The 20,902-nt window shown below is 62.4% G+C and carries 21 protein-coding genes; 18 read left to right on the forward strand and 3 right to left on the reverse strand.

Annotation, left to right across the window (positions count from 1 at the left end):
* Positions 1-92 precede the first annotated feature (92 nt).
* The 6 genes from JFU58_RS24800 (at position 93) to JFU58_RS24825 (ending at position 5,626) form a co-directional block, all read left to right on the forward strand.
* On the forward strand, positions 93-1,217 hold the full coding sequence (locus JFU58_RS24800) for a sensor histidine kinase (RefSeq protein ID WP_201142625.1): 1,125 nt from the start codon (positions 93-95) through the stop codon (positions 1,215-1,217).
* A 966-nt stretch (positions 1,218-2,183) separates the two neighbouring features.
* On the forward strand, positions 2,184-3,332 hold the full coding sequence (locus JFU58_RS24805) for an amine dehydrogenase large subunit (RefSeq protein ID WP_201142626.1): 1,149 nt from the start codon (positions 2,184-2,186) through the stop codon (positions 3,330-3,332).
* A 12-nt stretch (positions 3,333-3,344) separates the two neighbouring features.
* Positions 3,345-3,884: a MauE/DoxX family redox-associated membrane protein gene (locus JFU58_RS24810; protein ID WP_201142627.1), complete on the forward strand. Its 540-nt coding sequence runs from the start codon at positions 3,345-3,347 to the stop codon at positions 3,882-3,884.
* 3 nt (positions 3,885-3,887) lie between these two features.
* Positions 3,888-4,508, forward strand: coding sequence for a methylamine dehydrogenase accessory protein MauD (gene mauD / locus JFU58_RS24815; protein ID WP_201142628.1), 621 nt, complete (start codon positions 3,888-3,890; stop codon positions 4,506-4,508).
* Between the two features lie 19 nt (positions 4,509-4,527).
* The gene (locus tag JFU58_RS24820) at positions 4,528-5,049 is read left to right on the forward strand and encodes a methylamine dehydrogenase light chain (RefSeq protein WP_003208877.1); all 522 of its coding nucleotides are present in this window, start codon (positions 4,528-4,530) and stop codon (positions 5,047-5,049) included.
* 55 nt (positions 5,050-5,104) lie between these two features.
* Positions 5,105-5,626 (forward strand): hypothetical protein, encoded by a 522-nt coding sequence (locus JFU58_RS24825; protein ID WP_063029033.1) that lies wholly within the window; start codon positions 5,105-5,107, stop codon positions 5,624-5,626.
* A gap of 114 nt (positions 5,627-5,740) precedes the next feature.
* Here JFU58_RS24825 and feaR read toward each other — a convergent pair whose 3' ends face one another.
* From feaR to paaY, 3 genes are all read right to left on the reverse strand, one after another.
* Positions 5,741-6,655, reverse strand: coding sequence for a transcriptional regulator FeaR (feaR, locus tag JFU58_RS24830; protein WP_008431054.1), 915 nt, complete (start codon positions 6,653-6,655; stop codon positions 5,741-5,743).
* A 76-nt stretch (positions 6,656-6,731) separates the two neighbouring features.
* Positions 6,732-7,655 (reverse strand): phenylacetic acid degradation operon negative regulatory protein PaaX, encoded by a 924-nt coding sequence (gene paaX, locus JFU58_RS24835; RefSeq protein ID WP_063029029.1) that lies wholly within the window; start codon positions 7,653-7,655, stop codon positions 6,732-6,734.
* 61 nt (positions 7,656-7,716) lie between these two features.
* Positions 7,717-8,307, reverse strand: a complete 591-nt coding sequence (paaY, locus tag JFU58_RS24840; protein WP_134326259.1) for a phenylacetic acid degradation protein PaaY — start codon at positions 8,305-8,307, stop codon at positions 7,717-7,719.
* A gap of 361 nt (positions 8,308-8,668) precedes the next feature.
* Here paaY and paaG point away from each other — a divergent pair, with 361 nt between their 5' ends.
* From paaG to paaZ, 12 genes are all read left to right on the forward strand, one after another.
* Positions 8,669-9,460: a 2-(1,2-epoxy-1,2-dihydrophenyl)acetyl-CoA isomerase PaaG gene (gene paaG, locus JFU58_RS24845; RefSeq protein WP_201142629.1), complete on the forward strand. Its 792-nt coding sequence runs from the start codon at positions 8,669-8,671 to the stop codon at positions 9,458-9,460.
* 14 nt (positions 9,461-9,474) lie between these two features.
* Positions 9,475-9,924 carry a hydroxyphenylacetyl-CoA thioesterase PaaI gene (gene paaI / locus JFU58_RS24850; protein ID WP_201142630.1) on the forward strand — a complete coding sequence of 150 codons (450 nt, stop codon included), beginning with the start codon at positions 9,475-9,477 and terminating at the stop codon, positions 9,922-9,924.
* On the forward strand, positions 9,917-11,128 hold the full coding sequence (pcaF, locus tag JFU58_RS24855) for a 3-oxoadipyl-CoA thiolase (protein WP_063029023.1): 1,212 nt from the start codon (positions 9,917-9,919) through the stop codon (positions 11,126-11,128). Before paaI ends, pcaF begins: the two co-directional genes overlap by 8 nt.
* 101 nt (positions 11,129-11,229) lie before the next feature.
* On the forward strand, positions 11,230-12,555 hold the full coding sequence (gene paaK / locus JFU58_RS24860; RefSeq protein WP_201142631.1) for a phenylacetate--CoA ligase PaaK: 1,326 nt from the start codon (positions 11,230-11,232) through the stop codon (positions 12,553-12,555).
* Between the two features lie 412 nt (positions 12,556-12,967).
* Positions 12,968-13,957: a 1,2-phenylacetyl-CoA epoxidase subunit PaaA gene (gene paaA / locus JFU58_RS24865; RefSeq protein ID WP_201142632.1), complete on the forward strand. Its 990-nt coding sequence runs from the start codon at positions 12,968-12,970 to the stop codon at positions 13,955-13,957.
* Positions 13,958-13,984: 27 nt separating this feature from the next.
* Positions 13,985-14,266, forward strand: a complete 282-nt coding sequence (gene paaB / locus JFU58_RS24870; RefSeq protein WP_003208899.1) for a 1,2-phenylacetyl-CoA epoxidase subunit PaaB — start codon at positions 13,985-13,987, stop codon at positions 14,264-14,266.
* An 8-nt stretch (positions 14,267-14,274) separates the two neighbouring features.
* On the forward strand, positions 14,275-15,036 hold the full coding sequence (gene paaC, locus JFU58_RS24875) for a 1,2-phenylacetyl-CoA epoxidase subunit PaaC (RefSeq protein ID WP_003208901.1): 762 nt from the start codon (positions 14,275-14,277) through the stop codon (positions 15,034-15,036).
* Entirely contained in the window at positions 15,023-15,556 is a 534-nt protein-coding gene (gene paaD / locus JFU58_RS24880; RefSeq protein ID WP_003208903.1) for a 1,2-phenylacetyl-CoA epoxidase subunit PaaD, read from the forward strand. The genes paaC and paaD overlap by 14 nt, the downstream gene beginning before the upstream one ends.
* A 33-nt stretch (positions 15,557-15,589) precedes the next feature.
* A complete protein-coding gene (paaE, locus tag JFU58_RS24885) occupies positions 15,590-16,666 on the forward strand; it encodes a 1,2-phenylacetyl-CoA epoxidase subunit PaaE (RefSeq protein ID WP_201142633.1) in 1,077 nt (358 codons plus the stop codon).
* A 161-nt stretch (positions 16,667-16,827) separates the two neighbouring features.
* Entirely contained in the window at positions 16,828-17,136 is a 309-nt protein-coding gene (locus tag JFU58_RS24890; protein WP_003208907.1) for a DUF485 domain-containing protein, read from the forward strand.
* Entirely contained in the window at positions 17,133-18,779 is a 1,647-nt protein-coding gene (locus JFU58_RS24895) for a cation acetate symporter (protein ID WP_177027476.1), read from the forward strand. Before JFU58_RS24890 ends, JFU58_RS24895 begins: the two co-directional genes overlap by 4 nt.
* Positions 18,780-18,808: 29 nt before the next feature.
* Entirely contained in the window at positions 18,809-20,863 is a 2,055-nt protein-coding gene (gene paaZ, locus JFU58_RS24900) for a phenylacetic acid degradation bifunctional protein PaaZ (protein WP_201142634.1), read from the forward strand.
* Positions 20,864-20,902: the final 39 nt, after the last annotated feature.

Raw genomic sequence — 20,902 nt, forward strand, 5'->3', positions numbered from 1 at the left:
CTGCGCCCCCGATTACTTCTGAGCGTGCCCCCGGCTGCAAACCGGTATAACTTGCCACCGTAGTCGTCCCCTCCACCGCCAAGGGCTACGCGATGTACCTACCCAATAACAATGATTTCCACACCCTGATCGAAGCCATGCCGATCTGCACCATCCTTCACGATGCGCAGAGCAAGGACATCCTCTGGGCCAACACCGCGGCACTGTCGGCGCTGGGGTTTACCCTGGAAGAACTGATCCCGCTCAAAGCTCCGGACATGACCCGGGACGCACCGAAGTACAAGCGTTCCATCGGCCTGCGTTGGCTTGAGCGCGCGGCCCGCAGTGGCCAGCGCACCATCGAGTGGTGTTATCGCTCCAAGGCCGGGGTGGAGATTCTTTCGGAAGCGGTCGCGACGCTGGTGCACCTGGACGGGCGCGACGTGCTGATGGTGCAGTTCCGTGATATTTCCCGGGAAGACAAGGTGAAGCGGGACCTGATTCGCGCTGAGGAAGCCCGGCGTGTCAGTGAACAGCAGCTTGAATACCTGGCCCGATACAACGCCATGGGCGAGATGGCGGTGGCGATTGCCCATGAATTGAGCCAGCCGTTGGCGGCCACCCGCAATTTTATCGAGGGGGTTTTGATTCGTCTGGGCGATACCCACAGTGCCGACCAGGGAGTGAACTGGGGGCTGCAAAGTGCCGTGCGACAGGTCGAGCATGCGTCAACGATCATCAAGAGTGTGCGTGATTATGTGGTCAAGCTGGAGCGGAGCGCGGAGTGGGTGGACCTCAATGAGTTGCTGCAGGAAACCCAATATTTCATCAGCCTGCGGGCCGAGCCGAGTCAGGTTCGGCTGGAACTGTTCCCCAGTATTGAACCGCTGATGGTGCTTTGTGAAAAAGTGCTGATCGGGCAGGTGATTCTGAACCTGGCATTCAATGCTATTGAAGAGATGAGCGAGCTGCCCGTCGAACGTCGGGTGCTGCGGTTGCATGCCTGCCGTGATGGAAACGTGGCGCGGTTGAGTGTCGAGGATTGTGGACGCGGGATTCAGGCCGTGGCGCGGGAGAAAATCTTTGACGGGTTCTTTTCGTCGAAGGTGGGTGGTAACGGGATTGGGCTGGCGTTGTGCAAGAACATCATTGGTCGGCATCAGGGGGATATCTGGGCGCAGAATCTGGAGCCGTGTGGGGCGGTGTTTAGTTTTTCGTTGCCTTTGGTGGGTTCTTGAGAGGGGGGGTATATCCGTTTCTTCGGTAACGGCCACCTATGGTTCCGCTCTTACAGCGGCTCACTTTGGAAAAGCCCCAAAGTAAGCAAAGGGCTCTGCCCCGCCTGTCGGCGCCTCGCTAGGGCTCGGCGTTCCCTCACTCCGGCATTGCTCCGCGGGCCGCCGCGACGGGCCATCCATGGCCCGGCGCGGCTAAACCGGCGTCCTGCCGGTTTACCCGCTCCGCACTGCCTGCGTTCGGCCTCGGGCTTATTGGGGCAGTCAGATCAAGATCAAAAGCAGATCAAGAGCACAGCGGCCTCCCGGCCGGCTTGAGTGTTAAAAGCAAAGGCAAAGACCAGAGCGAAAGCCAAATCTGAAGCTGATGCAGCTCTGCTTTTCTGTGGGAGCTGGCTTGCCTGCGATGCAGACACCTCGGTTTTTCAGATACACCGAGGCGATGCCATCGCAGGCAAGCCAGCTCCCACATTTGACCGTGCCCGCTTTAGATTTTGATTTAGCTTTTGCTCTTCAACACTCAAGCCGGCCGGTAGGCCGCTGTGCTCTTGCTTTTGATCTTGATCTTAGGCGCCCCGTTAAACCACGCTGGCCGAACGCAGGCTTTGGAGCGTGGGTAACCCGGCAGGACGCCGGGTTAGCCGCGCTGGGCCAAGGATGGCCCATCGCGGCGGCCCACGGTCCAAAGCCGGAGTGAGGGCACACCGAGCCTAAGCGAGGTGCCGAGTGGTGGGGCAAGAGCGTTTTGCTTACTTTTGCGCTTTTCAAAAGTGAGCCGCTGTAAGAGCGGAACCAATACCAGCCATAACAAAAATAACGGATATACACCCCACCCCATTGGCACAGACAAACAACCACTTGGCAGCCACAACAATTCTTGCAATCCCCCCACAAGGCAGAATCCAGTTGCAAGAATCTGCCAAAGCACCCGCGATTAGCAAAACACAAAAAATTCAGGGAGTGCCCCTAATGCGAAGCAACAGGATCAACGTACAGTCAGCGCTGGGTCTGGGCCTGCTTGTACTCGGCTTGAACAGCGCCCAGGCGGATTTACCGCCAGACACCATAGGCCAGACCACCCTGGCCTTCCCACCGGAAGCCCACCGCGCCTTCGTGGTAGACGTCGAATTCGAAAGCTTCGTAGTCGGCCGCGTCACCGTGGTAGATCCCGACAAAAAGCGCGTCCTCGGTATGGTCCCCACCGGCTTCGCCGCCCCCTCGGCCCTGAGCCACGACCAGAAGACCCTGTACAGCGCCGACATCTACTACTCCCGCGGCACCCGAGGCGACCGCACCGACGTGCTCACCGCCTGGGACAGCTCCAGCCTGTCACCTTCGTGGGAAGTCCTGATCCCGAACAAACGCGCCGAATCCCTGACCCAACGCTACGGCCTGAAGACCAGCGGCGATGACCGCTTCGTCTACATCTACAACTTCACCCCCTCCACCTCCGTGACCGTGGTCGACACCCAGTCCCGCTCCGTCACCGCCGAAATCGCGATCCCCGGCTGCGTACTCAACTACCCCGTAGGCACCCGCCGCTTCGCCTCCCTGTGCGGCGACGGCAGCCTGCAAGTGGTCACCCTGAATGACCAGGGCCAGGAAACCTCACGCAACCGCACGCACTTCTTCGACCCCAACGCCGAGAAGCTCAACGAACGCGCGGTGAACGTGGGCGACACCTACTACTTCACCACCACCACCGGCACCATCCGCCCGGTAGATTTCTCCGGCAATGCGCCGAAAATCCTGCCGTCCTGGTCACTCACCACCGACGCGGAAAAGAAAACCGGCTGGGCTCCGGGTGGCTGGCAGTTGATGGCTGTGGCACCAAAGCTCAACCGCATGTACGTGCTGATGCACGACAACCACGAGCCGATGAAGTGGGAAGACCCGAGCACCATCATCTGGGCCTATGACCTCAAGACCATGAAGAAGATAGCCACCCTGGAAGCCCCGACCCCGGTCTGGAGCATGCAGGCCACCGGCGACGACAAGCCCCTGTTGCTGGGCGCCGACGTCGAAGGCGGCTTGCAGATCTTCGACCTCAAGACCAACAAACTCACCGGTAGCATGGCCAAGGTAGCGAAGACCGCGACCCAGATCATGAGCTACTAAAGAGGTTCGGCCATGCATATCGACCCGATCTTCATCATTGCCAGCGCACTCGCCATCGCGGTGTTGCTGGCCAGTGCCGCGACCCACAAGTTGCGCGCACCGGCACGCTTTGCCCGGCAACTGGCCGATTACCAGTTGCTGCCAGAGGCAGTGACTCGCCCCGCCGCCCGGGTAATCCCGGTGCTGGAACTGGTGATTGCCTTTGCCCTGCTGGTTCCGGCCAGCCGTTCCTGGGCCGCCCTCAGCGCCGCCGGCCTGATTGCGCTGTACGCCGCAGCGATTGGCATCAACCTGTGGCGCGGCCGCCGGGACATCGACTGCGGCTGCGCAGGCCCCGACCAGGCGCAGCCGTTGCGGCCGATCCTGCTGTTACGCAACGGCGCACTGGTGGCCGTAGCCCTGCTGGGCAGCGTGCTGCCGATTGCCCGTGACCTGGGTTTTTTCGACGGCTTCGTCACCGTCGCCGCCAGCGCCGTCGCGCTGCTGATTTACGCCGCAGCCGATGGCCTGCTGGCGAACTCCCCTCTTCTGCTCAAACTGATTGGTAGGTGATCAATGGAAGGCCTTATTGTTTCCAACGTACTGCTGTGGGTACTGCTGCTGGCGCTGGCGTTTGCCGTGATGGGCCTGGTGCGCCAGATTGGCGTGCTGCACGGGCGCATCGCCCCGGCCGGCGCGCTGATGGTCGACAAGGGCGTGGCGGTGAATGAGCCGGCGCCGCAAGTCACCGCTTCCGACCGTAAAGGCCGCCCGGTGAACTTCGGCTATGCCGGTGAGAAGAACCAGTTGCTGTTCTTCCTCTCGCCCACCTGCCCGATCTGCAAATCCCTGTTGCCGGCGATCAAATCCATCGCCAAGGAACAGGCCGACCGCCTTGATGTGGTGTTTATCAGCGACGGCGACATGGAAGCCCAGCAAGCGCTGATCACCGAGCACAAGCTGGACGACGTCACCTACGTGGTCGGCCCGGAAGTCGGCATGACCTACCAGATCGGCAAGCTGCCCTACGCCGCGTTGATCGACAAGAGCGGCACCTTGCGCGCCAAGGGCCTGGTCAATTCCCGCGAGCACCTGGACAGCCTGTTCGAAGTCGAACACCTGAAAAGCGCGACGCTGCAGGAATACCTCAACAGCCAGCCGCATCCCCACGACCACAGCCACGGCCATAGCCACTGATTAAGGCAGGGAGACTCTCATGAAATTGCTGGATCTGTTATTCGAGCGCTCGACCCGTCGCCTGGCCGACACCACGTCGCGACGCAAACTGTTGGCCCGTATGGGCTCGCTGATGGTCGCAGGCGCCGCATTGCCCCTGCTGCTGCCCCTGGACCGCACCAGCAAGGCGCTGGCTGCCGATAACCCGAAAGCCGGTGATCCGGGCGACCCGAACAGTTGCGACTACTGGCGATACTGCTCCATCGACGGTTTCTTGTGCAGTTGCTGTGGCGGTTCGGTGACCTCTTGCCCACCGGGCACCGAGGCGTCCCAGGTGACCTGGATCGGCACCTGCCGCAACCCGGCGGACGGCAAGGACTACATCATTTCCTATAACGACTGCTGCGGTAAGCAAAGCTGCGCGCAGTGCGCGTGCACGCGTAACGACAGCGAAGAACCGGCATACCGACCGTTCAACAACAACGATGTGAACTGGTGCCTGGCGGCCAAATCCCACATCTACCACTGCACGGTCTCGATCATTCGCGGCGTCGCGGTTTAGCCCGATTGGGGCGGCTGGTCCAGGCCATCCGCCCCGACACACTAAGGTGATCGTCATGCACAGGTTGTTATTGCTGGGGCTGGTATGTGCACTGGCCGCCCCGCTCGCCCAGGCTCGGGCCATTCCCAATCCAAACCAGAAGCACGCACCGGGGAATGAGTCGCCACAAACGCCGATTGCCCAGGCCGGGTACAGCGTGGCGACCAACTATCAGCTGCAGTGTGCCGGCTGCCATCTGGGCAGCGGCATGGGTTCGGCGGCGAACGACACGCCGAGGATGACCGGGTTTGTCGGCAACTTTCTGAAGGTGCCGGGTGGTCGGGAGTTTTTGGTACGAGTGCCGGGGATGTCGCAGTCGGCGCTGAACGATGGGCAACTGGCGGATTTGCTGAACTGGCTGATGCGCCCGGACGGGATGGCGGGCAAGAGTACGCCGGTGGATTACAAGCCTTACAGCGCTGAGGAAGTCACTGAGTTGCGGCACAAAGCGATGCTCAATCTGCCGGGCACAAGGGCGGGGTTGATCAACGAGATGCGGGCGCAAGGGATTGCCATTGAAGATGGAATGCCCAACTGAACGAAACGCGATCCAAATGTGGGAGCGGGCTTGCTCGCGAATGCGGTGTGTCAGTCGCTATCAATATTGGCTGGGCCACCGCCTTCGCGAGCAAGCCCGCTCCCACATTTTTGATCAGGCGTGTTGTTTGCGGTACTCACCCGGCGCAATGCCGAACCGTGACTTGAACGCCGTCGAAAAATAACTCGAATCCGAAAACCCCCACGAGTACCCCAACACCGAAAGTTTTTCCTCCACCCTGGATTGGCGCAGGGATTCAGCACACAAATCCAGACGCCGGTTCTTGATGTACCGCGCCACCACCAGGCCCTTGCGGGCAAAGATCCGGTACAGCCCGCGCACCGACATTCCCACCTCCCGCGCCAGCCACTCGGGGCACAGCTCTTCGGAGCGAATATGCTGGTCAATGCACTCCAGCGTCTTGCGGAACACTCGCTCATGGGCGTCGCTGCCCTCACCCGCCTGGCTGATCGCCGGGCGCAGCAGGTTGATGATCGCCTCCAGCGTCGCCTCGCTTTCCTGCAAGGTCAGGTTGTCTTGCCGGGTGGCCTCCAGAATCAGCTGCCGGGACAGCATCGCCATCGGCGACGCCGCCTCGATGCGGTGCCCGCATTTGACCGGGTTGAAACGCAAGGTCTGCTCCACCAGGTACGACGGCAGGATCAACGACAACTGCCGCGAATTCTCGCTGTAGGTGAAGTCGCTGGGGTGCGCCGCATCGATCAGGGTAATGTCGCCGGCGCGCAACAGCGCCTTGCTGTCGCCCTGGGCCATGCCCGCCGTGCCGTCGAGCTGGAACACGGCAAAGTACTTGCCGCCCTCGCCCGCCGCGATTTGGCTGGGGGTACGAAACAGCCGCGCCTGACAGGCGTCGACAAAGCTGAGTTTCAGCGCGCCGCTCTGGTACTCGCGGATCTGCCCGGAAAAACCATCCCCCAGGATTTGCCCATCGAATGCGCCACAGATCTGATTGATCTGATGGATCCATTGGTCGAACCCGTCACAGCGCTGTGCAATTGAAGACATCATGTTCAGGCCTCACGCAGGCTTATTTTTATTCTCTACGCCACCTCACTCCACCCGTTCTCCTGAACAGCGTCGCTCCTTATTTCAGGCCCCCGAACCGCCGGTAAAAACTCTCGCCCACGTCCGGCAACGGGCCGTCGGCAGTTTCCAGCGCGCTGTTCAGCCATTCCTCGGCCTTGGCGTAGATCAACCGGTAAATATTGCGGCACAACTGGCGGGCGGCGCGGCCTTCCCAATCGCCGGGGAGCAATTCGTCGGGCAATTGCGGGTCGCGCAGCAGCAGTTTGCGGTACTCATGAATAAGCAGGACCCGTGCCAGGAAACAATCCGAAGGCTGTAGCTGTTCCTGCTCGCGAAGCGCTTGCCAGAGCGGTCGGAACAGTTGGATGAACTCGCTGTAATGGGCCGCCAGCTCCTCGATGTTCCAGCTCTCGCGCACCTGCACCCGCAGGGCCTTGGAGGCCAGTACATCCTGGGCGGTGGTCTCGAAGACGATGGTGTCTTCCTGCGCACCCAAGTCGAGCAAGGTGGCATTGACGTCGGCGCGGTCACTGCGCGGGCAGGCCAGCACGGTCGGGGCAATCGCACCAAAACCTTGCCACTCCAGCTCTTCACGCACTTGTTTGCGCTTGTCCTGGGTCAGCTGCGTGAGCATCACCAGGCACCACGAACCATCCCACGCCGGCACGCTGGAGCTATAGACCCGCTTGAAGGCCTTGTCGAAACGCCGACGCCCGGCACCGGTCAGGCTGTAGTAGCTGCGGCGCCCGACTTTTTCGGCGGTCAGCCAGCCTTCCTTGGTCAGGCGAAAGATCGAGGTGCGGATCAGCCGTTCATTGATGCCGATGGGTTCGAGCAACTGGATCAGGCTGCCCAGCCACACCGTCCCGCCGTGGGGTTCGATGGCGTCCCCGTACAAGGTGATGATCAAGGAACTGGCGCGAATCGGCGTCTGCTCCTGGAAGCGGGTAATCAGTTGGTTCAGGGGTGTCAGTGACGACATGGGCGTACCGAGGCAAAAAGAGAAAATATACCGTTTTTAGCGGCGTCGGGATGCAGGCGATTCATCTGCCCTTGGGCCGCAGGCCGCTGTCGCTGATGCGTGGGCGATCAGCTTCCGGTGCGCTCAGGGGTGCGCATTCCTGCATCTGCTCCAGGCAACGCTGGGCCAGGCGCTGGTATTCGCGGGTGCCGGTTTGCTTCCAGTGCACCTCTTCATCACTGAGGCTGCGCTTGACGCTGGCCGGCGTGCCCATCACTAGGGACTGCTCGGGGCACTCGAAACCGGCTTTGACGAACGCCGCCGCCGAGACGAATGAGCGAGCGCCGATACGGGCGTTGTCCATCACCACCGCATTCATGCCCACCAGCGCATCGGTGCCGATCCGGCAACCGTGCAGCACGGCGCCGTGGCCGATATGGCCGTTGCGCTCGACCACCGTGTCGCTGTCCGGGAAGCCGTGCATCACACAGGTGTCCTGCAGGTTGGCGCCTTCTTCGAGGACGATGCGCCCAAAGTCGCCGCGCAAACTCGCCAGCGGCCCCACATAGCAATGGGGGCCGATGATCACATCGCCGATCAGTACCGCCGAGGGATGGACGTAGGCCGTGGGGTCGACCACCGGGGTCAGGCCGTCGAGGCTGTAGCAAGTCATGGGGATTCCTTTTATGGCGTATTCGCAAAGCGATGCCGATCTTGGTTTATTTTGTATCACATCATTTTTACAAGCACAAAGCTGAAAAAGCGTATCGCTTGGATCAAGTGTCGTCCTGACGTGATATGGCGCCGTCAATATTCGACTTAAATCCAATGAAATAGGGGATTTATCAAGTATTTATCGACCAACACAGTGAGCAATTCATTTTTATCAAACCCAAAACAAGACACACCAAATCAATTTTATCGTTGCATTTATGTATCACGTTAAAGCTATACTCCGGCAAAACCGGCTGACCACGCCGATCCAATAATGAGCCGGCTGACCGCCGAGCGTGCACCGTGAGGGCCTCACGACCATGAACTTCGAACACATCCTGTTTTCCATCGAGGCCGGCGTCGCCCTGCTCAGCCTCAACCGCCCCGACCAGCTCAACAGCTTCAATACGCAGATGCACGGCGAAGTCCAGCAAGCGTTGAAGCGGGTCCAGGAAAACCCCGACGTGCGCGTGCTGCTGCTCACCGGTGAAGGCCGCGGCTTTTGCGCCGGGCAAGACCTCAGCGACCGCAACGTGGAACCCGGCAGCGCGGTGCCGGACTTGGGTGAATCCATCGAGAAGTTCTACAACCCGCTGATCCGCCAACTGCGCGACCTGCCCCTGCCGGTGATCTGCGCGGTCAACGGCGTGGCGGCCGGTGCCGGCGCGAACATCCCCCTGGCCTGCGACCTGGTGCTGGCAGCCCGCTCGGCGAACTTCATTCAAGCCTTCTGCAAGATCGGCCTGATCCCCGACTCCGGCGGCACCTGGACCCTGCCGCGCCTGGTGGGCATGGCCCGCGCCAAGGCCCTGGCCCTGCTGGGCAATCGCCTGAGCGCCGAGCAGGCCGAGCAATGGGGCCTGATCTACCGCTGCGTGGACGACGCCGAATTGCGCAACGAAGCCCTGACCCTGGCCCGCCACCTGGCCACGCAACCGACCTACGGCCTGGCGCTGATCAAGCGCAGCCTGAACGCCAGCCTGAGCAACAGCTTTGACCAACAGCTGGAGCTGGAGCGCGACCTGCAACGCCTGGCCGGGCGCAGCGAGGATTACCGCGAAGGCGTCGCCGCCTTCATGGAGAAACGCAGCCCAAGCTTCAAGGGCCACTGAAAGGAGCGCACCACATGACCAACCATGAAGCCATAAACCTGGCCAACCAGTGCGCCCAGGCCATGTTCAGCCGCGATGCCGCCAGCCAGGGCATGGGCATGCGCCTGCTCTCGGTGGCGCCGGGTTGCGCACGACTGGGCATGAGCGTGCGCGCCGACATGATCCAGGGCCACGGCACCTGCCACGGCGGCTATCTGTTTGCGCTGGCGGACTCGGCATTCGCCCTGGCCTGCAACAGCTATAACGATGCCACCGTGGCGCTGGGCTGCAGCATCGACTACATCGCCCCGGCCCACCTGGGCGACACCTTGAGTGCCGATTGCCGCGAGCAAAGCCGCTCGGGTCGCACCGGCAACTACGACGTCCGTATCGAAAACCAACTGGGCCAGCTGATTGCGCTGTTCCATGGCAAATCCTACAAAGTGCGCGGCACGGTGCTGGCGCAGGAGAATCCGAATGAATGACGCCTTGATCATCGACGCAGTCCGCACCCCGATCGGCCGCTACGCCGGTGCCTTGAGCAGTGTGCGCGCCGACGACCTCGGAGCGGTGCCGCTGCGCGAACTGCTGCGCCGCCACCCGCAAGTGGACTGGAGCAGCGTCGACGATGTGATCTACGGCTGCGCCAACCAGGCCGGCGAAGACAACCGCAACGTGGCGCGCATGTCGGCGCTGCTGGCCGGGCTGCCGGTGAGCGTGCCGGGCACCACCCTCAACCGTTTGTGCGGTTCGGGGCTGGACGCCATCGGCAGCGCGGCCCGGGCGATTCGTTGTGGCGAGGCTGGCTTGATGCTGGTGGGCGGCGTGGAATCGATGTCCCGTGCGCCGCTGGTAATGGGCAAGGCCGAGCAGGCGTTTTCCCGCGACGCACAGCTATACGACACCACCATCGGCTGGCGCTTCGTCAACCCGCTGATGAAAAAGGCCTACGGGATCGACTCGATGCCGGAGACCGCCGAAAACGTCGCCGAGCAGTTCAATATCTCCCGCGCCGACCAGGACGCGTTTGCCCTGCGCAGCCAGCAACGTGCAGCCGCCGCCCAGGCCAGCGGGCGCCTGGCCAGGGAAATCGTCGCGGTGGAGATCCCCCAGCGCAAAGGCCCGGCCAAGGTGGTGGAACACGACGAACACCCCCGCGGCGACACCACCCTTGAGCAACTGCAGAAACTCGGTACGCCATTCCGTGAAGGTGGCAGCATCACCGCCGGCAATGCATCCGGGGTCAACGACGGCGCCTGCGCCCTGCTGCTGGCCAGCGCGGAAGTTGCCAAGCGTCACGGCCTGGTCGCCCGTGGCCGGGTGGTGGCGATGGCCACCGCCGGCGTGGAACCGCGCATCATGGGCATCGGCCCGGTGCCGGCGACCCGCAAGGTGCTGGAACTGGCCAACCTGAGCCTGGCGGACATGGACGTGATCGAACTCAACGAAGCCTTCGCCGCCCAGGGCCTGGCGGTGCTGCGCGAGCTGGGCCTGGGGGACAACGACCCACGGGTGAACCCCAACGGCGGCGCCATCGCCCTCGGCCATCCGCTGGGGATGAGCGGCGCACGGCTGGTAACCACCGCCCTGCATGAACTGGAGGAACGTGGAGGCCGCTACGCCCTGTGCACCATGTGCATCGGTGTAGGCCAGGGCATCGCGCTGATCATCGAGCGCCTGTCCGACTAAAGATTCGCGATTCCCGGGGAGCCTAGCGGTATCCTTGGGGCATGCACTCAAAGCCCGCAGTGTGCGGTGGGCTGATACACAAAAATAATTCGAGTGAACTCATGAACATGCCTATTCCAAACGCCGTGCTTAACCCCGTACTGGACCCGCTGGAAACCGCCAGCGTCGACGAACTGCGCGCCCATCAACTGGAGCGCCTGCACTGGAGCCTGCGCCACGCCTACCAGAATGTGCCGTTGTACCGTCAACGCTTCGACGCGCTGGGGGTGCACCCGGACGACATCAAGTCCCTGGAGGACCTGGCCAGATTCCCCTTCACCACCAAAAGCGACCTGCGGGACAGCTACCCCTACGGCATGTTTGCCGTGCCGATGAACGAGGTGGTGCGCCTGCATGCGTCCAGCGGCACCACCGGCAAGCCGACGGTGGTGGGTTACACCCAGAACGACATCGACACCTGGGCCAATGTGGTGGCCCGCTCAATCCGCGCGGCCGGTGGGCGACGTGGCGACAAGGTGCATATTTCCTATGGCTACGGGCTGTTCACCGGCGGCCTTGGTGCCCACTACGGCGCGGAACGCCTGGGTTGTACGGTGATTCCGATGTCCGGCGGGCAGACGGAAAAACAGGTGCAACTGATCAAGGATTTCCAGCCGGACATCATCATGGTCACGCCCTCGTACATGCTGAACATTGCCGATGAAATCGAGCGCCAGGGCATTGATCCACAGAAGCTGGCGTTGCGACTGGGGATCTTTGGGGCCGAGCCGTGGACTGCCGAGCTGCGCAGTGCAATCGAGGCGCGACTGGGGATTACGGCGCTGGATATTTACGGGCTGTCGGAAATCATGGGGCCTGGGGTGGCCATGGAGTGTGCGGAAACCAAGGATGGCCCGACCATTTGGGAGGATCACTTCTACCCGGAGATCATCGACCCGGTGACGGGTGAGGTGCTGCCGGACGGGCAGATGGGAGAACTGGTGTTTACCTCCTTGAGCAAGGAGGCGCTGCCGATGATTCGCTACCGTACCCGGGATTTGACGCGGTTGCTGCCGGGGACTGCGCGGCCGATGCGGCGGATCGACAAGATCACCGGGCGCAGTGATGACATGTTGATCATTCGCGGGGTTAATGTGTTTCCCACGCAGATCGAGGAGCAGGTGCTTAAAATAAAACAGCTTTCAGAATGTTATGAGATACATCTGTATCGTAATGGCAACCTGGACAGTGTGGATGTGCATGTGGAGCTCAAGGCTGAGCATCAGCACCTCAATGCTGAACAACAGAAAGCCGTCTCCAGCGAACTGAGCAGGCACATCAAGACGTATATCGGGATCAGCTCGCGCATCGTTTTGCAGCCGCTGCATTCGATCAAGCGGTCTGAGGGGAAGGCATGCCATGTGATGGATCGTCGCCCTAAAGCATGACTGCTGCACCTTTTTGGCCCCGCATTTGCGGGGCTTTTTTTTGCTCGTTTTTTGGGCTGGGGGTAGAGCACCAGCAAAATCAAAGGCGCACACGGTTCAAATGTGGGAGCGGGCTTGCTCGCGAAGGTCGTTAACGATGACGCGGGCATCCTGATTCAACGCGGCGCACTCAGGTTCTTCGCGAGCAAGCCCGCTCCCACATAAAGCGGCCCTGTTTTTTGCCTACTGGCCCTGCTTACCACGATGACCGGGAACCCTATGCCGCCGTTACCGTAGCGACAGATATCTGCTCCCTTCCCGCAAAGCGATACAAAATCAAATAACGACACCATATTTTGTGTTTGATATTAATTTCCGTATCGCTTATAAAGTCCTCCATGCCTACGACAAAACACAAGGCGGGAGACCCCCCATGTACGCACAGCTTGTAGAAACCGGAGTAAAGCGCATCAAGGACCTCTCCGAGATGTCCGACCAGGAACGCGCCTTCCAGGAAAAAATCGACGCCGAAATCAAGATCGAAGCCAAGAACTGGATGCCTGACGCCTACCGTCAAACCCTGATCCGCCAGATCTCCCAACACGCCCACTCGGAAATCGTCGGCATGCTGCCCGAGGGCAACTGGGTCACCCGCGCCCCCACCCTCAAACGCAAGCTGCAACTGATGGCCAAGATCCAGGACGAAGCCGGCCACGGCCTGTATCTCTACAGCGCCATGGAAACCCTGGGCGCCGACCGCGACGAAGAAATCGCCAAGCTCCACAGCGGCAAGGCCAAGTACTCCAGCATCTTCAACTACCCCACCCTGAACTGGGCCGACATGGGCGCAGTAGGCTGGCTGGTAGACGGCGCCGCCATCGTCAACCAGGTGGTACTGCAGCGCACCTCCTACGGCCCCTACTCCCGGGCCATGGTGCGCATCTGCAAGGAAGAAAGCTTTCACCAGCGCCAGGGCTACGAACTGCTGCTGACCATGATGCGCCAGGGCACCCAGGCGCAAAAAGAAATGGTCCAGGACGCGATCAACCGCCTCTGGTGGCCATCGCTGATGATGTTCGGCCCCAGCGACGAACACTCGCCCAACAGCGCCCAGTCCATGGCCTGGAAAATCAAGCGCCAGAGCAACGACGAACTGCGCCAGCGCTTCATCGACCAGACCATCCCGCAGCTGGAGCTGCTGGGCTGCACCTGCCCCGACCCGGACCTGAAGTGGAACGCCGAACGCGGCCATTACGATTTCGGCGAGATCCAGTGGAGCGAGTTCTACGAAGTGCTCAAGGGCAACGGCCCGTGCAACCAGGAACGCGTCGCCACCCGCCGCAAGGCGATTGAAGACGGTGCCTGGGTACGCGAAGCCGCCGTCGCCCACGCCCGTAAAAAACAGAACAAGAACGCCGCCTGATCGGCCACCTGATGTGGAGTCACCGTTATGTCTGAATGGACCCTGTTTGAAGTCTTCGTGCGCAGCAAGCACGGCCTGAATCACAAGCATGTGGGCAGCGTGCATGCCGCCGACACCACCATGGCCATCGAAAACGCCCGGGAGCTGTACACCCGCCGCAGTGAAGGCGTGAGCCTGTGGGTAGTGCCTTCCGCGCTGATCACCGCCTCGTCGCCGGACGAGAAAGACCCGCTGTTCGACCCGGCCGATGACAAGGTCTACCGCCACGCCAGCTTCTACGAGTTGCCGGCCGAAGTCGGGCATATGTGAGGTCGACCATGAACCCTGAAACCGATCTGATCGAATACCTGCTGCGCCTCGGCGACAGCGCCCTGATCCAGGGCCAGCGCCTGTGCCAGTGGTGCGGCCATGCGCCGGCGCTGGAAGAAGAACTGGCGCTGATGAACGTCGGCCTCGACCTGGTGGGCCAGGCGCGCAACTGGCTGGAATACGCCGCCGAGCTGCTGGACGACGGGCGCGACGCCGATCACCTGGCCTTCCGCCGGGATGAGCGGGCCTATCGCAACCTGCTGCTGGTGGAACAACCCAATGGCGACTACGCGGTGACCATCCTCAAGCAATTCCTGTATGACGCCTGGCACTTGCCGGTGTTGAGCGGCCTGGCCCAATCCAGCGACGAACGCATCGCCGGCATCGCGGCCAAGGCGGTGAAGGAAGTCACCTATCACCTGCGCCGCTCCGGCGAGTGGGTGGAGCGCCTCGGGGACGGCACCGAGGAAAGCCATAAACGCATGCTCGCGGCGATCCCCGAGCTGTGGCGGTTCACCGTGGAACTGACCGGCGCCGACGACAGTGAACAGCGCCTGCACGCCGCCGGCATTACGCCGGACGCCGCTCAGGTTGCCGCAGCGTGGCAAACCCAGGTCAGCGAAATCTTTACCAGCGCCACCCTGCCCCTGCCGCCTGCTGCTAGCTATTTCTACCTGGATGCACGCCGCGGTTTGCACAGCGAGCACCTGGGAATTTTGTTGGCGGAAATGCAGTTTTTGCCCCGAGCGTACCCCGATGCAACCTGGTGAGCTGATCGCCAGCGACCAGGGCGCACGCCCGGCGCAACCCACCGACCTGGCTGCCGCGTGGGCCACCCTGGCGCAGGTCATGGACCCGGAAGTGCCGGTGGTGAGCGTGGTCGACCTGGGCATAGTGCGCGACCTGGACTGGCAGGCCGGCCACTTGCATGTGGTGGTCACGCCGACCTACTCCGGCTGCCCCGCCACCGAAGTGATCGAGGGCGATATCCGCGATGCATTGGAGCTGGCAGGTTTCCGCGCCCCGCAACTGGAACGCAAGCTGACCCCGGCCTGGACCACCGACTGGATCACCAGCAGCGGCCGCGAACGCCTGCGGGCCTACGGCATCGCACCGCCCCAAGGCAGTAGCAGCAAACGCAGCCTGCTGGGAGAAAGCCCGGTGATTGCCTGCCCGCAATGCGGCAGCACCCACACCGAAGTGCTCAGCGAATTCGGCTCCACCGCCTGCAAGGCGCTGCACCGCTGCCGCGATTGCCTGGAACCGTTCGACTATTTCAAGTGCATCTGAGGGGCCAGCGGCCCGCTTGGTTGGAGAACAACAATGAGCAAATTTCACAGCCTGACCATCAAGGATGTGCGCAACGAGACCCGTGACGCGGTGTCCATCGCCTTCGAGATTCCGCAGCACCTGCAAGACAGCTTCCACTTCACCCAGGGCCAGCACCTGGTGATGCGCACCCAGCTGGATGGCGAGGAAGTGCGCCGTTCCTATTCGATCTGCACCGGGGTCAATGACGGCGAACTGCGCATCGCCATCAAGCGCGTGGCCGGTGGGCGGTTCTCCGCGTTTGCCAATGAGCAGCTCAAGGCCGGGCACAGCCTGGAAGTGATGCCACCCGCCGGGCATTTCCATGTAGACCTTGATCCGGCTCGCCACGGCCATTACCTGGCAGTGGCGGCCGGCAGCGGTATCACACCGATCCTGTCGATCATCAAGACCACCCTGCAAACCGAGCCCCACAGCCGCGTGACGCTGCTGTACGGCAACCGCTCCAGCTCCGGTGCACTGTTTCGCGAACAGCTGGAAGACCTGAAGAACCGCTACCTGCAGCGCCTGAACCTGATCTTCGTGTTCAGCCGCGAGCAGCAGGATGTCGACCTCTACAACGGCCGCATCAATGCCGAGAAGTGCGAGCAACTGTTCTCCCGCTGGCTCGACGTGAAAGCCCTCGACGCGGCCTTCATCTGCGGCCCGCAGGAGATGACCGAGACCGTGCGCGACAGCCTCAAGGCCAAGGGCATGGCACCGGAGCGCATCCATTTCGAACTGTTCGCCGCCGCCGGCAGCCAGCACAAGCGCGAGGCCCGTGAGGCAGCGCGGCAAGTGGATGCGGCGGTCAGCCAGATCACCGTGATCAGCGACGGCCGCGCCCTCGCCTTCGACCTGCCCCGCAACACTCAGAGCATCCTCGACGCGGGCAATGCCCAGGGCGCCGAGCTGCCGTATTCATGCAAGGCCGGCGTGTGCTCCACCTGCAAGTGCAAGGTGATCGAAGGCGAAGTGGAGATGGACAGCAACCACGCCCTCGAAGACTACGAAGTGGCCGCCGGCTATGTGCTGTCGTGCCAGGCATTCCCGGTCAGCGACAAGGTGGTACTGGATTTCGATCAGTTTTAAGGACACACCGCTCCCCTGTAGGAGCGAGCTTGCTCGCGAAGATCGTTAACGATGACGCGGGTAGCCTGAATCAACGCGGCGCCCTCAGGTTTTTCGCGAGCAAGCTCGCTCCTACAGGACGCAGGCTTAACCACAACAACAATAAAAAGGAGCACACCACCATGACCCCCGACGATATCGAGCGCATCCGTCGACATCCCGATTTCATCCAGTTGGTACGCCGCAAACAGAACCTGTACTGGTCGCTGTCGCTGATCATGCTGGTGATCTATTTCGGGTTTGTGCTGTTGGTAGCGTTCTCCCCGGCTACCCTCGGGCAGTCGTTGAGCGGTGGCGTGACCACCGTGGGTATGCTGGTGGGTGTGGTGATTGTGCTGCTGGCGTTCGCGCTGACCGGCTTTTATGTGTACCGCGCCAACCATGTGATCGACCCGCTGAACGACAAACTCAAGCAGGAGTGCACAGCATGAGCCGGCTGGTAGCGTGGTTTCTCCTGCCGCTGGCATTGGCCACGGACCTTGCAGTCGCCGCCGACGGCGCATCCCGGCCACTGAACTGGAACGCCATCGGCATGTTCCTGGTGTTCGTGCTGTTCACCCTCGGCGTGACTCGCTGGGCCGCCCTGCGCACCCGTTCCGCCAGCGACTTCTACACTGCCGGCGGCGGCATGAGCGGCTTCCAGAATGGCCTGGCGATTGCCGGCGACATGATCTCGGCGGCGTCATTCCTCGGCATCTCGGCGATGATGTTCCTCAACGGCTATGACGGCCTGCTCTACGCCCTGGGCGTGTTGGCCGGCTGGCCGATCATCCTGTTCCTGATCGCGGAGCGCCTGCGCAACCTGGGCAAATACACGTTTGCCGATGTGGTGTCCTACCGCCTGGAGCAGACCCCGGTGCGCCTGACTTCGGCCTTCGGCACCCTGACCGTGGCGCTGATGTATCTGGTGGCGCAGATGGTCGGCGCCGGCAAGCTGATCGAGCTGCTGTTCGGCATCGACTACCTGTACGCGGTGATGCTGGTGGGCGTGCTGATGGTGTTCTACGTGACCTTCGGCGGCATGCTCGCCACCACCTGGGTGCAGATCATCAAAGCGGTGATGTTGCTGTTCGGCACCACCTTCATGGCCTTCATGGTGCTCAAGCATTTCGGCTTCAGCACCGAGGCAATGTTCGCCGGTGCTACCGCCGTGCATGCCAAGGGCAGCGCGATCATGGCGCCGGGCGGCTTGCTGTCGAACCCGATCGATGCGATTTCCCTGGGGCTGGGCATGATGTTCGGCACCGCCGGGCTGCCGCATATCCTGATGCGCTTCTTTACCGTCAGTGACGCCAAGGAAGCGCGCAAGAGCGTGTTCTACGCCACCGGTTTCATTGGCTACTTCTACCTGCTGCTGATCATCGTCGGCTTCGGCGCTATCGTGATGGTGGGTACTGACCCAAGCTTCCGGGATGCCAACGGCGCGATCATCGGCGGCGGCAACATGATCGCCGTGCACCTGGCACAGGCTGTGGGCGGCAACCTGTTCCTCGGATTCATTTCGGCGGTGGCCTTCGCGACCATCCTGGCCGTGGTCGCCGGGCTGGCATTGTCCGGCGCGTCGGCGGTGTCCCACGACCTGTATGCCTGCGTGATCCGCAAGGGCCAGGCCAGCGAGCAGCAGGAAATCCGCGTGTCGCGCATCGCCACGCTGTGCATCGGCGTGCTGGCGATCATCCTCGGCCTGCTGTTTGAGTCGCAGAACATTGCATTCCTTTCCGGCCTGGTATTGGCGATCGCCGCCTCGGTGAATTTCCCGGTGCTGTTCCTCTCGATGTACTGGAGGGGCCTGACCACCCGTGGCGCGGTGACCGGCAGCCTGGCGGGACTGGTCTCGGCCATTGTGCTGCTGGTGTTGAGCCCGGCGGTGTGGGTCAACGTGCTGCATTACGACAAGGCGCTGTTTCCTTATTCCAACCCGGCCCTGTTTTCCATGAGCCTGGCGTTTTTCAGCGCCTGGGTCTTTTCCGTCACCGACCGCTCGCCCCGCGCCGCCATTGAGCGCGGGCGTTACCTGGCGCAGTTCATTCGCTCCATGACCGGCATTGGTGCCGCAGGCGCCAGCAAACACTAACTCTCATTTTCCAACCCGGAGGAATCGTGATGCCTCACGCCCCTACCCTGCAAAGTTTTATCGCTGGCAGCTGGATCGGCCACCACGGCGCCCAGGTGCTGCGCAGCGCCATTGACGGCCACGAGCTGGCACGCACTCACGAAGAGCGCCCGGACTTCGCCGAAGCCATCGAGCACGGGCGCCGCCAGGGTGTCAGCGGGCTGATGGCCCTGGATTTCCAGCAACGGGCCCAGCGCCTCAAGGCCATTGCGCTGTACCTGAGCGAGCGCAAGGAACAGCTCTACGCCCTTTCCCACCACAGCGGCGCTACCCGTGCCGACAGCTGGATCGATATCGAAGGCGGCAACAGCACGCTGTTCACCTACGCCAGCCTGGGCTCGCGGGAATTGCCGTCGGGCAATATCGTCCACGAAGGCCCCGCGATGCAGTTGAGCAAGCTCGGCAGCTTCGCCGGCACGCATATCCTGGTACCCCGTGGCGGCCTGGTGGTGCACATCAACGCGTTCAACTTCCCGATCTGGGGCATGCTGGAAAAATTCGCCCCGAGTTTCCTGGCGGGCATGCCATGCATCGTCAAGCCGGCCAGCGCGACCAGCTACCTGACCGAAGCCGTGGTGCGCCTGATGGACGAATCCGGCCTGCTGCCACCCGGCAGCCTGCAACTGGTGATCGGCAGCACCGGCGACCTGCTCGACCGCCTGCAAGGCCAGGACGTGGTGACCTTCACCGGCTCCGCCGACACCGCCGCCAAGCTGCGGGTCAACCCGAACCTGATCCGCAACTCGGTGCCGTTCAACGCCGAGGCCGACTCGCTGAACTGCGCAATCCTCGCCCCGGACGTGAGCCCGGACGACGAAGAATTCGAGCTGTTCATCAAGGAAGTCGCCCGGGAAATGACCACCAAGGCCGGGCAGAAATGCACCGCCATTCGCCGCGCCATCGTGCCGGCCAAACATATCGACGCCGTCGCCACCCGCCTGCGGGACCGCCTGAAAAAAGTCGTGGTGGGCGACCCGTCGGTGGAAGGCGTGCGCATGGGCGCACTGGCCTCCCACGACCAGCAGAAAGACGTCGCCGAACGCCTGGAAAGCCTGCTGCAGAGCAGCGATATGCTGTTCGGCGCCCGCGACGGCTTTGAACCCCGCGGTGAAAACGTCAGCCAGGGCGCGTTCTTCGCCCCGACCCTGCTGCAAGCCCGCGACCCGCATGCGGAAGGCGGCGCCCACGACATCGAGGCCTTCGGCCCGGTCAGCACGCTGATGGCCTACGACGACCTCGACGAAGCCCTGGCCCTGGCCGCACGCGGTAAAGGCAGCCTCGTCGCGAGCCTGATCACCAAAGACCCGCAGATCGCTGCCAAAGCCATCCCGCTGGCTGCCGCGTGGCACGGCCGCCTGCTGGTGCTCGACCGCGAATCCGCCGCCGAATCCACCGGCCACGGCTCACCCCTGCCGCAACTCAAACACGGCGGCCCGGGCCGTGCCGGTGGCGGCGAAGAACTCGGCGGCTTGCGCGCCGTGAAACACTACCTGCAACGCGCAGCCGTACAGGGCTCACCGACCATGCTGGCGGCGGTCACCGGCGAGTACGTACGCGGCGCCAAGGTCATCGAGACCGAAGTGCACCCGTTCCGCCGCTTCTTCCAGGACCTGCAGATTGGCGAATCGCTGCTGACCCACCGCCGCACCGTCACCGAGGCCGACCTGGTGAACTTCGGCTGCCTGTCGGGCGATCACTTCTACATGCACTTCGACGACATCGCCGCCAAGGAGTCGCAATTCGGCAAGCGCATCGCCCATGGTTACTTTGTGCTGTCGGCGGCGGCCGGGCTGTTTGTGTCCCCGGCACCGGGGCCGGTGCTGGCGAACTACGGGCTGGACACCCTGCGGTTTATCAACCCGGTGGGCATTGGCGACACCATCCAGGCGCGGCTGACCTGCAAGCGCAAGATCGACCAGGGCAAGAAGAGCCCCCAGGGGATTCCACAGGGCGTGGTGGCGTGGGATGTGGAGGTGACCAACCAGCTGGGTGAGCTGGTGGCCAGTTATGACATCTTGACGTTGGTGGTGAAGCGCGAGGAGTGACCGCTCAGACCAATGTGAGAGCTGTCGAGCCCCAGCGAG

The sequence above is a fragment of the Pseudomonas sp. TH34 genome, from assembly GCF_016650865.1.
Classification (GTDB): domain Bacteria; phylum Pseudomonadota; class Gammaproteobacteria; order Pseudomonadales; family Pseudomonadaceae; genus Aquipseudomonas; species Aquipseudomonas yamanorum.